The 14,199-nt window shown below is 52.6% G+C and carries 6 protein-coding genes; 3 read left to right on the top strand and 3 right to left on the bottom strand.

The genetic code is table 11. The annotated features are described in order from the left end of the window. Positions 1-3: 3 nt before the first annotated feature. A complete protein-coding gene (mltF, locus tag ACXAFR_RS02590) occupies positions 4-1,455 on the bottom strand; it encodes a membrane-bound lytic murein transglycosylase MltF (protein WP_475171624.1) in 1,452 nt (483 codons plus the stop codon). A 467-nt stretch (positions 1,456-1,922) separates the two neighbouring features. Between mltF and purL the strand changes: the two genes are divergently transcribed. The 3 genes from purL (at position 1,923) to trxA (ending at position 7,718) form a co-directional block, all read left to right on the top strand. Then, complete coding sequence (purL, locus tag ACXAFR_RS02585; protein ID WP_475171623.1) at positions 1,923-5,780, top strand: phosphoribosylformylglycinamidine synthase; 3,858 nt, start codon at positions 1,923-1,925, stop codon at positions 5,778-5,780. A gap of 39 nt (positions 5,781-5,819) precedes the next feature. After that, entirely contained in the window at positions 5,820-6,731 is a 912-nt protein-coding gene (locus tag ACXAFR_RS02580) for an MBL fold metallo-hydrolase (protein ID WP_475171622.1), read from the top strand. Between the two features lie 132 nt (positions 6,732-6,863). Further along, the gene (gene trxA / locus ACXAFR_RS02575) at positions 6,864-7,718 is read left to right on the top strand and encodes a thioredoxin (protein WP_475171619.1); all 855 of its coding nucleotides are present in this window, start codon (positions 6,864-6,866) and stop codon (positions 7,716-7,718) included. Positions 7,719-7,877: 159 nt separating this feature from the next. Here the strand turns inward: trxA and ACXAFR_RS02570 are convergent, their stop codons facing one another. Continuing rightward, positions 7,878-10,682 (bottom strand): hypothetical protein, encoded by a 2,805-nt coding sequence (locus ACXAFR_RS02570; RefSeq protein ID WP_475171618.1) that lies wholly within the window; start codon positions 10,680-10,682, stop codon positions 7,878-7,880. Positions 10,683-10,789: 107 nt separating this feature from the next. Then, complete coding sequence (locus ACXAFR_RS02565; RefSeq protein WP_475171616.1) at positions 10,790-13,843, bottom strand: TonB-dependent receptor; 3,054 nt, start codon at positions 13,841-13,843, stop codon at positions 10,790-10,792. Positions 13,844-14,199 lie beyond the last annotated feature (356 nt).

Here is a 14,199-nt window from a genome sequence, read left to right as displayed (position 1 = left end):
GGATTACAGCAGTGACGTGCCTTTTTCCGACTTCGCCTGCTCGTTGAGTGGCGGCGGGGTAAGGTCTTCCAAATCGTCCCCGCGAGAGGTGGCAAGCCGACTCTGTTGCACCTGTTGATGCCAGGCTATGGTTTTGTGGAAGTTGCGGATGTTGTTGACGTATGCCACGGGTTCCCAGCCGCGGGCGTAACCATGGGGCAGTGTACTGTAGTACTTGCGCTTGGCCAGCAGCGGCAGAACTTTTTCAAGGTCGTCCCAGATGTCTGGATTCAATCCTTCGCGTCGCGCCAACGTCCGGGCATCCCGCAGGTGTCCGAAACCGATGTTATAAGCTGCCAGTGCCATCCACTGACGGTCTTCTAAATTCACACTGGTCGGAATCCGGTCGTAAATTTTGCGAAAATATTTAGCGCCGCCATAAATACTCTGGACTGGATCGCTGCGGTTCGTAATACCCATTTCCCTGGCGGTAATCTGTGTCAACATCATTAGCCCGCGCACACCCGTGCTGGATACTGCTTTCGCGTCCCAGTGGGATTCCTGATAGCTCATGGCCGCCAGCAGCATCCAGTCGATATCGTGCAGCGCTGCGGCCTGCTTGAGATGTTCTTCCCAGAGGGGCAGGCGGTTTTCCAGGCGGCGGGTAAAGGTGACGGCGCTGCCCATATCCATTTTGGCAATCTGGCCGTAGTAGATATCCGTAATCTGATCCAGCAACCCCATGTCCGTCGCGTTTTTCAAAAAGGCGTTGGCTAACTTATACAGACTGTCATCGTCAGATTGGGGAAACGCCCAGGCGAGGTCTTCAGATTCTGTGACGTCAAAAGCCACTTTGGCTCTTGGGTAGATGACGCGATTCAGATCAAAGGCATTGGAATCAACAATCGTATAGTCGATATCGCCATTGTTGACCATTTCAATGAGTTCAATCATGTCCAGATTGGACTGCTCATTCCAGCGCAGGCGAGGATAGTCTTTCTGTAGGTTGCGCAGGGTTTCCACGTGCGAACTGTTAGAGATGACCAGGATGTTTTTGCCATAGAGGTCTTCGATCGTGCGTGGGCGGAAATTGCCTGACCGGTAAAGCAGTTGCTGTCGAACCTGCAAATACGGATAGGTGAACCTGACCTTCTGGCGTCTTTCTTCGGTGACCGTGATGCCTGCCGCAGAGAACTGACCTTCTTCGGTGCCCGCTGCGTCCAGCAGCTCAGACAGGTTACTTTCTTCGCGGATTTCCAGGTCGACACCAAGCGAATCTGCAAAGGCTTTGGCGAGATGATATTCATAGCCATCAAAGCCATTGGGACCTTCGAAGTAGGTGGTTGGTCCGTTGCGCGAGACAATGGTTAGGCGACCCGCTTGCAGAGTTTTTTCCAGTGCAGTTGGTGTATGACTGCCGGTCAGAAACAGCGACAGGCTGATCAAAAGCAGGATCATGCCAACATGCTGTATCAATGTTAAAAGGTTAAGCCTGCGCAAAGCCAGTCAGCGCTCCATATGTTGGCGAATGAATGAGTCCTTATGGGCACAAGTCGCTCTGGGCGACCGTGCATCCAACATCTTCCTGTTTGACGGACTCACGCTCATTAGGTCTGCTCTTGATAAGCATATCGTTGCGTTGTAGCAGCGAAAGGGCACTGTCCGACTGGGGATAACTTTAGAATTTTATCCTACCTAGCAAGATTCAGAATAGCTTGTTTTTGCCATAATGGTGTGATAGCAGTCACAGGCACCGGGATCTTGGCTCCATTTGGCCCGAAGGCAGCGGTCTTTAGAGGCAGACGAGCGGCTGTCTTGGCGGGGGATATCCAGTACAATGGCGCGCTTTCCGGGAGCCGAGCTTGCCAAGGTGCGACTGACGCTTCCAGGTCATATTAAGCCGCCCATGATTGGTGGCTTCACTCGGTACAAAAGGGGAAACTATGCTCACGCTACGCGGTGTGCCTGCACTGTCTGACTTTCGCGCCAAAAAACTGCTGGTCAATTTGCAGGCAATCGATGCGTCCGTCAGTGGAGTGTATGCGGAATACATGCATTTTGCTGCGTTGTCTAACGAGTTAACCGCCGCTGAAGTTAAACGGCTAGAAGAGTTATTACACTATGGCCCGAGCCTGCCGGTGCAGGATCCTCACGGGTTGCTGCTGTTGGTGGTTCCTCGCCCCGGCACCAAATCACCCTGGTCATCTAAGGCAACGGACATTGCCCATAACGCTGGATTAGAAAAGGTTGAGCGTCTGGAGCGTGGCATTGCATATTATGTTGAAGGCGTGAAAGAAGCGGGCGCTCTGTCCGACTTGCTCCACGATCGTATGACAGAAGCTGTCATGGCCTCGCTCGAGGCTGCAGAATCGCTGTTTGAGCAGGAGTCGCCGCGCCCCTTGGCTCATGTGGATATTCTTAATGCAGGCCGCGATGGTCTGGTGAGTGCCAACCAATCCCTGGGCTTGGCGTTGGCCGACGACGAAATTGATTATCTGGTTAAAAGCTTTCTCGATTTAGGTCGAGATCCGACCGATGTTGAGCTCATGATGTTTGCACAAGCGAACTCTGAGCATTGCCGTCATAAAATCTTTAATGCCAGTTGGACTCTGGATGGGGAAGAGATGCCCAATTCCCTGTTTGGCATGATTCGCAATACCTTTAACCTGGGTGGCGAAGGTGTGCTCTCTGCGTACAGTGACAACGCCGCAGTCGTTGAGGGTGCCGTTGCAGGTCGCTTCTACCCAGATCCCGAGACCAAAGAATATGCGGCTCATCAGGAGCCAATCCATATATTGATGAAGGTGGAAACCCACAACCACCCGACGGCGATTGCGCCCTTCCCAGGGGCGGGCACTGGCGCCGGCGGCGAAATTCGCGATGAGGGGGCCGTAGGAAAAGGTTCCAAACCGAAAGTGGGACTCACCGGCTTTACCGTTTCCAACCTGCAGATTCCAGGCTATGAGCAGCCTTGGGAGGCCAACTACGGCAAGCCGGAGCGTATCGTTTCGGCGCTGGATATCATGATCGAAGGGCCCATTGGTGGCGCCGCGTTCAATAATGAATTTGGGCGCCCCAATATTTGTGGTTATTTCCGAACCTTTGAGATGGATTTTGACCGTGAGCGGCGCGGCTATCACAAGCCCATTATGATTGCCGGTGGTTACGGGAATATCAAAACCGAACACATCGCTCAAGAGGCCTTCGCGCCGGGCGCCAAGCTGATAGCGCTTGGTGGCCCAGCCATGTTGATTGGTCTTGGGGGCGGAGCTGCATCATCGATGAGTTCTGGTGCGTCCACGGAAGACCTGGACTTTGCGTCGGTCCAACGGCAGAACCCGGAGATTGAGCGTCGCTGCCAAGAGGTGATCGATCAGTGCTGGCAGTTGGGCGAGTCCAATCCCATCGCCTTTATCCACGATGTGGGTGCCGGCGGCTTTTCCAATGCTTTTCCTGAACTGGCGAAGGATGGCGAGTGTGGTGCGAATTTCGAACTGCGCAATATTCATTCTGACGAGCCGGGTATGAGTCCGCTCGAGATTTGGTGCAATGAGGCCCAGGAACGTTACGTGATGGCGGTCATGCCAGAGCAACTGCCGCGTTTTGAAGCCATCTGCGAGCGCGAGCGCTGCCCCTATGCGGTTGTCGGAGAGGCTATCGCCGAAGACCGTATTCGGCTCAACGACAAAGAATTTAAATCCTCACCCGTCGATCTACCGATGAGCGTGTTGTTTGGCAAGCCGCCCAAAATGCATCGGGAGGCAGAGAGCCGCGAGGTTAAAACCAAAGCCTTCAAAACCGATGCCATCAATATTTATGACGCGGCAGAGCGAGTGATGCAGCATCCCAGTGTCGCCAGCAAGAGTTTTCTCATTACGATTGGTGACCGCTCGGTAACGGGGCAGGTAACACGGGATCAAATGGTCGGTCCCTGGCAGGTTCCTGTGGCCGATTGTGCCGTGACCGCGCAGGCCTACGACACCTATGCCGGTGAGGCCATGAGCATGGGTGAGCGTACCCCGTTGGCGTTGCTCGATGGACCCACCTCTGCGCGCATGGCGGTCGGCGAAAGCATCACCAATATTGCCGCTGCGAGCATTAAGGCTTTGTCCGAGGTTCGCCTCTCGGCCAACTGGATGTGTGCTGCCGGTCATCCCGGTGAAGATGTGAATCTCTACCGCACCGTTGAAGCTCTCGGAATGGAATTGTGTCCGGAGCTCGGGATTACCATTCCTGTCGGTAAAGATTCCATGTCGATGAAAACAGCTTGGCAGGAAAACGGCAAAGACAAAGCCGTGACGGCACCTCTGTCGTTGATTATCTCGGCGTTTGCCCCCGTGGCTGATGTTCGCCGGACGCTGACACCGGAACTTCGCACTGATCAAGGAACTACGGACTTACTTTTAATTGACCTAGGTGGCGGCGCAAACCGCTTGGGGGGCAGTATCCTGGCGCAAGTCTATGAGCAAATGGGTTCTGACGCGGCCGACCTTGACGATGCCAGTCTGCTGAAGCGCTTTTTCGAACAAATTCAGTCACTCAATGCCGATGGCAAGTTGTTGGCCTATCATGACCGCAGCGATGGCGGTCTGTTTGCCACCATTGCTGAAATGGCTTTTGCGGGACACTGTGGTGTCGATATCAATATTGATGGTATAGGGACTGATCCGCTGGCGATTCTGTTTTCCGAAGAGCTGGGCGCGGTGGTTCAAGTGCGTCGAGACGATACCCCTGAAGCTGTTACACAACTGCGGGACGCGGGTCTTAGCGTTGTAGAGCTGGGCTGGTTGAATGGCAGAGATTATCTGCGAGTGGAGTTTGGTGGCGAAGTCATTTATGAAGAGACCCGCGCTGAATTGCAACGACTCTGGAGCCGCACCAGCTACGAAGTTGCCCGACTGAGGGACAACGCCGATTGTGCTGAGTCAGAATATCGCCAAATCGACCAGGTCAACCCAGGCCTGAGTGTCGAATTGAGTTTTGATCCCGCAGAGGACGTTGCCGCGCCCTACATTAAAAAAGGTATTCGGCCCAAGGTCGCCATTTTGCGGGAGCAGGGCGTTAATGGCCATGTGGAGATGGCGGCCGCGTTCGATCGTGCAGGCTTTTCAGCCATTGACGTACACATGAGTGATATTCTCGCTGGTAAGTTGACGCTCGACGAATTCAAGGGGCTGGTGGCTTGCGGTGGCTTTTCTTATGGCGATGTACTTGGCGCTGGCGAGGGTTGGGCTAAAACCATTCTGTTCCACGCCCAGACTAGATACGTATTCGCGAAATATTTCTCGCGCAGCGACACGTTTTCTCTCGGTGTTTGCAATGGTTGTCAGATGTTTTCCAGGCTGAAATCCTTAATTCCCGGAGCTGACCATTGGCCGAGATTTGTGCGCAACGAGTCTGAGCAATTTGAAGCTCGATTCAGTTTGGTTGGGATTGAAAAGTCACCTTCAGTCCTGTTGCAGGATATGGCTGGCAGTGTGCTGCCGGTGGCGGTAGCCCATGGCGAAGGTCGGGTAGAGTTCTCCAGTGAAGAAGCACTACGTGATTGCCACGACAGTGGGCTGGTCAGTTTGCGTTATCTGGATAATTTTAAACGCTATACGACCGACTATCCCGCCAACCCGAACGGTTCTGCGAAAGGCATCACCAGTGTGACCAGTAAAGATGGTCGCGTAACCATAATGATGCCTCACCCTGAACGGGTGGCACGAACGGTTTGTAACTCCTGGCACCCGGACGATTGGAAAGAGGATAGCGCTTGGATGCGTATGTTCCGCAATGCCAGAGTGTTTGTGGATTAAGAATCCCAACTGTAAACGATAAGAAAGGAATCTAAGACGATGAAAAAATATTCCAAACGAATACTGAGTGGATTGGCTGCCGCTACGGTGATGGCCTATCTGCACGGTGTGAATGCGCAGGATTTTTCAAACGTTGATTTTAAAACAACGCCGGTCACGGAAGCGGTAAGTATGCTTCAAGGCGCTGGTGGCAATATTGGCGTTGTTCAGGGCCGTGACGGGTTGCTGGTCATTGATGATGACTTCTCTCAGCTGGAGAGTAAACTTGATGCTGCGCTAGATGCGTTCGAGGAAGGCAAACCACGATTTCTGTTGAATACCCACTGGCATTTTGACCACACGGGTAACAACAGTCTGATTGGCAAAAACGGGGCCATCATTGTTGCCCACGATCACGTGCGAGAGAGATTAGTCACCGGGGGTGAAGTTGCCGCTTTTGATGTCAAGGTACCACCGGCGCCACCTGAAGCTTTGCCGGTTGTCACCTACGATGATGGCATGACCATCCATTGGGACGAATTGACACTAACGTTGAAGCATTTGGGGCCTGCCCATACCGACGGCGATACGGTTGTGTATTTTCATCGCGACGAGCAGTTGGTTGCCGTCCATACCGGAGATTTGTTCTTTAACGGCTCTCTGCCGTTTATTGACGCAGGTAGCGGCGGGAATGCTCGCGGAATGGTGACCGCGGTGGCGGCAATTATTGAAAAAATCGATGAGGATACTCGTATCATTCCCGGCCACGGTAACCTTGCCACCCGCAGTGAACTGCAGCAATATCACGGGTTTCTTGACGAGGCAGTAACGGCGATTGAATCCTTAAAGGCAGAGGGGAAATCCCGTGCCGATACCGTTGCCGCCAAGCCGCTGGATCGTGTGAAAGCGCCGTTCGAACCGGGCATGTTTACACCCGATGTTTGGGTGGGGCTGGTCTACGATAGCCTGTAAATGACCTTCGTTTCACTGTAGGCGCGTATATCACCGCAAACCGCAATAAACACAAGACAATCATCGGGTAGTGCAGCAATCAGGCAATGCCCGAAATTTTTGAAACCGTAACACGAACATTCGGAGCGATGTATGAATCCCAATATTGTTACAGTAACTGCCGAAAACGCCCAGCAGGTACTGATTGAAGAGTCCAGCCAGCGGCTGGTCGTCATCGACTTCTGGGCGGATTGGTGTGAGCCTTGTAAAACATTAATGCCGTTATTGGAAAAATTGGCGACAGAGTACGACGGCCAATTTCTGCTTGCCAAACTGAATGCCGACGAGTTGCAGCCCATTGCCGCACAATTTGGTGTGCGCAGTTTGCCAACTGTAATGCTGATGAAAGATGGGCAGCCCATTGATGGTTTTGCTGGTGCGCAGTCGGAACAAGCGATTCGGGAGATGCTACAGAAACATCTACCAGCGCCTTGGGAGGCACTGATTGAAAAGGCCAACCAATTTATGGCGGAAGAAAATTTTAAAGAAGCTTTGCCACTATTGTTGCAAGCCTATCGCGATTCCGGTGAACAGGCGGAGATCGGCGTGGGGCTGGCCCAAGTCTATCTGCATCTGAATCGTTGCGACGAGGCCGAGGCACTGTTGGAAAAGGTGCCTCTGATTAGTCAGGATGCTAATTATCAGCAGGCGAAAGCACTGCTGGATTTGAAGCGAGAAGCTGCGTCGTCACCGGAATTGTTGGCACTTGAAAAGAAAGTGGCTGACAACCCTGAGGACTCTCACGCCGCTTATCAGCTCGCCGTACAGTACAGCCAAAACAGTAAAGTGCGTGAAGCTTTAGAATTACTCTATGGTCTTTTGCGTCGCGATCTTAACTTCGACGATGGCAATGCAAAAAAAGCGTATATGGAAATTGTTGCCAGCCTTGGCAAAGGCGATCCATTAGCCACTGAATTCCAGAGAAAACTGTTCACGCTTCTGTATTGATTGTTTGAAAACGCAAAAACGGTAGAAATTGAACGCTTTTAGGTTGCCTGCTTTATATCGTTTGCTAAACAGAATCGTGTATTAGACGGGCCCATAATTTCAGGCATAAAAAAACCCTCGCTAGCGAGGGTTTTTTTGGTTCTTTAGTCGGGCGTTCGATTAATCGAGCGTTCCTTCCAGAATCCAACCAGACCACCAGGCGTCTGCGGCTGCAGTACCTGGGGCAACTGCTCCAACATAGGTAGTGGCGTCAAAGGTGAAGCCAGAACCATTGGCAACAGGCGTAATGGTCGGAGCCGTTACGGTTGCGCCAGCGTCAGTCAGTGCGTAGGCGCTGTCTATAGTAACCGTCGCCGCAACCGCATTGGTTTCACTGTCAGCGGTTTCGTGCGTGTAGAAGCCACCGGCACAATCACCGAGCACGTTAACCAGAGTTACGTCAGACATCGCCATGGTGCCAGCGCCGTCTGTGTCGGCGTCGTCGATGCGGACACAGCCAGTATCCCAGCCGGTCAGAGCGGTATTGTAGATGCTGGTGGTCAACGCACCACGTAGGCGCATACCTGGTTCGGCGGCTGTAACGGTGCTGCCGATCAACAGTACGTTGGCGATAGCTGCGTTTGTTTGAGGCGTATAATCTTCATCGGAAGAGTTGGCTTCAATACCGCGAGGATCGTTACTGCCAGTAGGTGCCGATTTGGTTTGATTCTTACGAATAATCGCGTACTGAATATTACCCTGATAACCTTCATCGTAATCGATGTCGTCATCGTCGTTACCCGTCAGAACCAAGTACTTCGCGTTAACTGTGCCACCAAACCACTCAACACCGTCGTCCAGATTGCTGTGAACCTGAATGTATTCGAGCGTCGTGCCGTAACCAACACCCTGTAATGTCAGGCCATTGATTTCATTGTTTGGACCGGCAACCAGACCGCCTTCAGCGATACGGACATAGCGCAGAGAACCACTGTCGTCAGCGGGTAGGTTACCGCCGTAATTGCCGACAACTGTGCCGCCTTCACCAACAACGTTACAGACAGTGCCTGCGCCGTAGCAAACTCCGGTGCCGCCTTGGCCATACTGAGGTGCAAAGCCCTGAATGATAACGCCACCCCATTCGCCTTCGCCGTCGTAGTTGTCGTCAGCAAGACTTGAGAAGGTGATCGGGCTGGCTGGTGTGCCTTGAGCTTCCAGTTTAGAGCCACGGGTTACGATCAAAGAGCCGTCGTCGAAGGCGCGAACTTCAACGCCGGGATCGATGGTCAGAGTCACTCCATTAGCGATGATCGTTGCCACATCAGCATCGCTGGTTACTTCGGCATTGCCCGTTCCGACAATGACTTCACCATCCAGACGCCATTCAACACCGGCGGTCAGGCGATAGTCTTCGTCGATAGTGCCAGCCAATGTACAAGTGGTTAAGCCTGTGTCACAAGTGACGAAACTCACATCCGTGTTGGGGGTGGCGCTCGCCAGAGAGCCTGGAATGATCCAGCCTTCCCACCAACCGCTGGTTGCGGCCGGATCAACAGCACCTACATACGCGGTTTGATCGAATACGAAACCAGAACCTGTGTTTGCCGCGACGATCGCCGGTGCAGACGCCAGAACGGCTTCAGATTCATTGATGGCGTAAGTGCCGCTGTAGCTCAAAGACGCTTCGATGACATTAACTTCTGTGTCCGCGGTTTCGTGGGTGTAGATACCGCCAGCACAATCATTCAGGATGTTGGTCAGGGTCACATTGGACATGACATCGGCAGTACTGTCGCCGTTGGTGTCAGCGTCGTCAATGCGAATACAGCCGGAGTCGAAGTTATCGATGGAAGAGTTGTAAATGCTTACCGTCAATCCGCCGCGCAGACGGTAACCTGGTTGAGCACCCTCGGCTGACGCATCGTTGTTGTTCATGGCGCCACCAACCAGTGTGACGTTAGCCAGAACAGCATTGGTTTCTGCGGTGTAGTCTTCGTCAGAAGAGTTGGCTTCGATACCGCGCGGATCGTTACTGCCTTCCGGTGCGTCTTTGTCCTGGTTCTTTTCGATGATGGCGTATTGAATGTTACCTTGATAGCCTTCATCAAAATCGATGTCGTCGTCGTCATTGCCGGTTAAAACCAAGTGCTTGACGTCGACGGTTCCACCGAACCACTCAACACCATCGTCCAGGTTGTTGTGAACCTGAATGTAATCAATGGTGGTGCCGTAACCGACGCCCTGCAGGGTCAGGCCGTTAATCTCGTTGTTCGGACCGGCGACCAGACCGCCTTCAGCGATACGAACATAGCGCAGAATACCGCTGTTATCGTCGGGCTCGTTTCCGCCGTAGACAGCCACTTCTGTACCGCCTTCGCCCTCGACGTTACACCAGGTATTGGCTCCATAACAGGCGCCAGTACCGCCTTGGCCGTATTGGGGTGCAAAGCCCTGAACGATGATGCCGCCCCATTCACCGAGACCATCGTAGTCGTCATCGGCAACACTGCTGAAGGTAATTGGCGATGCTGCCGTGCCGTCGGCAATAATTTGCGAACCGCGGGTTACAATCAACGCGCCATCATCGAACGCACGCACATTGGTACCTGCTTCGATGGTTAGAACAACGCCGGCGTCTTTAACAGCCTGCACATCGGCGGCAGAGCTGACTTGCTCGTTACCGGTGCCAACCAGAACGGTACCGTCCAGGCGCCATTCGAGACCACTGGTAAACGTGAAGTCTTCGTTGATGGTGCCAGTGATGGTGCCGATGGTGCCCGCTTCGTTATAGCTGACAAAATCCGCTTCTACCAGATTGCCAGTACCACCTGTGGAACCGCCGTCATCCCCACCGTCGGTGCCTGTGTCATCGGTCGTCTGTTCGATGTTGATGTTAACATCGTCGCCTTCGTCTCCGCTGTTACAGCCAGCTGTCAGTACAGCTGTTGCCGCCAGCATGGCGATAAAAAGTTTGTTGTGGTTCATAGTGCCTTCCTGAGTTAACTCCACGATGGAAAGGTGGTTAGTAAAAATTATGAGGGGCGCGACACACTCCGGTGTCGCTGGTTGTTGTGACGTCCTGAAAAAAAGTTTTAGAAGTCGTAGCTGGCGCCGATAGAGAAAGAAATCCCTTCGTCATAGCTTTCGATGATGCGTCCGTTCTGTTCCCATTCCACAGGCTCATCAAACAGGTTCTGGATTTGAGCTTTGATGGTTAAGTCTTCGAACGGAGTGATTTCGTAATTAAAATCCACCACGATGCGGCCTTTCTCGTATTCCGGACCATTGTTGGCACCGCGGGTAACACGATAAATGCGGTCGTCGTAATAGTTCATCAGCAGTGTGAATTTCTGACCGGTGGGGTAGTGATCGAGTCCAAATTGCAGGTTGGCCAGTTTGGGCGATTGTCCCTGGAGGTCGCGACCGATGTCGTCTTCACCCTCGAGTCGAATTGAATCCGCATCCAGATCGACTTCAGATTCAATAAAGGACACGTTGCCGCCGATGAAACCAAGGAAGTTATCGGTGTCGAGGACGTTTTTGTTTACATCGATTTCTATACCACTGATATCGGCGCTTTCGGCATTACGGAAAGTGATACCGTCTGCAGCAGAACCAGAACCATCGGGAACCGCTCGTTCGATGGGGGAGTCGATGTCTTTGATAAAGTAGGCAATCGAGACACTTTCTGTATCAGAAAAGTAGTATTCAGCGCGCAGGTCGAAGTTATCGATGGTCGAAACTTGTAAATCCGGGTTGCCGAAAATAGGATCGTCGGTTTCAGGATCGTAAGAGAGAGATTCAGACCGCTCGATAATACCTGGGTAAGAAACCGTCTGGCTGAAGCCACCACGGAATTGGATTTCTTCGTTAAACCGCCAGGTAACGGCGAGTGCTGGAAGCAGCTCGTCGGAATCCAGGTCGTTGGAACTTCCGCCTTCGTTCGGGTAGCTTAAGGACTGCTCAAATTTTTCCTGACGGGCACCGAGCATAACGGTCCAGTCTTCGCCAACATCCAGGGTGCTGGAGAAATAGGCCGCAGTGATTTCTTCATCGGCTTCGTAGGAGTCAGTATCGGTGGTGGTTGCTCTGAGTCTCACACGATCCAGGGCGAAGTTTTGGTACGACAGAATGTCTTCCAAATTTTCACTGTCGCTGAAGCTGATTTCGTCACTGTTATCACCGGGTTGAATGCTGAAGCGATAGAGATCTACTTCTCGAGACTTATCGGAATACAGAAGGCCGAATTTGGTTTCCATAAACAGGTTGTCAGAAATTTCTAACGGCATGGTGTAATCGACGCCGATATCAATACTGTCTTCGTTTAAATCAGACCAGCGGCGCTCCAGCGCTGACGTGGACAAGTTGCCGTTTAGGTAGGTGTAAGTTCTGCGATCGGGTTCTGTACGCTCAGTTTCTGAGTAGCCCGCGCGCCAATCGATTTGGTGATCGCCGCCAAAAAATGGCAGCAGGTGTGTTCCGGAAAACTGTTGGGAAATAAACTGGCGTTCTACCCATTGCAGAATGACTTCTTCGACTTGGCTGCCTTCGTTATCGGTACCGTATTCCCAGCGAGTGGTGTTGTCACTGGAGCGAAGGAAAATGGTTTTACTGAGGATTTCGTCAGCGTCACGGAATTGATAACCCGTTACAAAATAGCCGCTCAAATTTACTTCTTCTTTGCTGCGAGCATACTCACCGACGGTATCTTGTGGGTCGTTTAGTGTCGCATCGATGCGGTCTTCGGTTTCGCTCTTGAAGCTCAAAGCACCGTAGTAACCAATGTCGCCACCGTCCAGTTCGACGCGATCACCATAGCTGTAGGATCCGCTAAAGTCAGGCAGGGCGGTTTTATCATCCAGGTTGTAATCGTCCTGAAATTGCACACCGTAAGAGGCGGCGGTTAGCGGGGACGTACAGCGATCCGGATCGACAGCAGGATCACAAATGGTCAGACTGCGGCCACCGTCCGTTGCGGAAACCACCCCTTTGGGCAGATCGCGCAAGCCAGCGTCATAGCCATACCATTGGCCAGAGCTCTCTTCATAGGTGATGATGTCTTCACCGGTAACGTCTGTGGTGTAACCGGTCGAGAGTGACAGCGAATTAACTTTTTCATCGGGCAGACCACGGGTCTGCATTTTGACGCTACCACCTGTGGTGGTACCCAGTAATTCCGGCGAGTAAGATTTCTGAATCTCGACACCTTCCAAAATATTGGAGGGGAAGAGGTCGAGCTGCACATCGCGACGCATTGGATCGGTCGATGGCATGACCAGTCCGTTCAAACTGCTGGAAATGTAGCGTCCATCCAATCCGCGAACATTGGCATATTTACCTTCGGCAATACTAACGCCGACGATGCGGGTTAGAGCAGCAGCGGCGGTGCTGTCTCCGAAGCGTTCCAGCTGACCGATGTCCAGAGCATCGGTCACTGTAGTAGAAAAACGTTCGATTCCGGCACTGGAATCCATGGGGTTAAATGTGCCCAGAACCACCATTTCTTCAAGTGTTGCAGGGGGCTCTACGCCGCCATCTGCCGTGTTTTCAGAGGCGAGAGGCTGCAGCGTGACAGAGGTGGCAATACCCGTATTGCCGATCACGCGTACGTTGTTCAACTCCTGACTTTGGTAGCCGGGGTGGCTGATGGTTAAGCGGTATTCCCCGCGCGGTAATTCAAGCCGGAAGGCACCGTTGGCGCCAGAGGTGGCTGTCGCATCTGAGTCTTCCACCGAAATACTGGCGTCGCTCAGTTCGTTGCCGGCTGCGTCGGTCACCATTCCTGAAATAACGCCATTGACCGACGTATCGCCAGCGGCGTACTTATTCACCTCGACTTCCGGCTTTTCTTCGGCCGAGGAGAAACTCACTCGGATTTCCGCGTCTTCATTGCCCGCTGTTCGATAGGTGACGCTGGTGAGTAATTCGCCACCGCGAGTCAATTCTAACGTGTGCGCTCCAGCGGTGATTTCACCGGCGATGCCGCCCGCATTATCCGTCGCGCCCAGACGCTGCCCGTCTAGACTGACTTCGACACCCACGACAGGTTGTGAATCGTAGAATACTCTGAGATAGGTATCAGCAGCCCAAGAGGACTGGGAAATCATCGCTATCGCCACAGCGAGAGACTTGGGGGTGAACTTCATAGAATGTCCCTGAAACACCGACAAAAGTGAAAGGACACCCAAAAGACATACGCTGCAATGATAACAACAACTTGCAGTATGCTGTTGATTGCACGTTGAATTCCACCAAAATTGGTCTCAGTAAGCGGTGACTTAGCTGACGAATTCCTATGTCAGGGGTGTCCAAATTGTTTGACGCGACATTTTCCTTGGAAAATGTGACAGGCTTTTTACGACAGTGTTACAGAAAAATGACGGAAGCATTTCTGCTCTGATTTGCTGCTTTCTGGAAACGTGTGTGGAGGGTATTGGATTTATGAATTCTGTTCATAGGACTTAGTCCAACCGTTGGTGGAGCGCTGAATATTGGGTGTTAC

Source organism: Pseudomaricurvus sp. ABR4_320 (assembly GCF_056159445.1).
The sequence above is the reverse complement of the archived record's forward strand: the minus strand, read 5'-3'. Positions and strand labels throughout refer to the sequence as shown.

Excerpts from the sequence above, each read along its gene's own strand:
- purL (WP_475171623.1), top strand. The coding sequence starts at position 1,923 with ATGCTCACGCTACGCGGTGTGCCTGCACTGTCTGACTTTCGCGCCAAA.
- ACXAFR_RS02580 (WP_475171622.1), top strand. The coding sequence starts at position 5,820 with ATGAAAAAATATTCCAAACGAATACTGAGTGGATTGGCTGCCGCTACG.
- trxA (WP_475171619.1), top strand. The coding sequence starts at position 6,864 with ATGAATCCCAATATTGTTACAGTAACTGCCGAAAACGCCCAGCAGGTA.
- ACXAFR_RS02570 (WP_475171618.1), bottom strand. The coding sequence starts at position 10,682 with ATGAACCACAACAAACTTTTTATCGCCATGCTGGCGGCAACAGCTGTA.
- ACXAFR_RS02565 (WP_475171616.1), bottom strand. The coding sequence starts at position 13,843 with ATGAAGTTCACCCCCAAGTCTCTCGCTGTGGCGATAGCGATGATTTCC.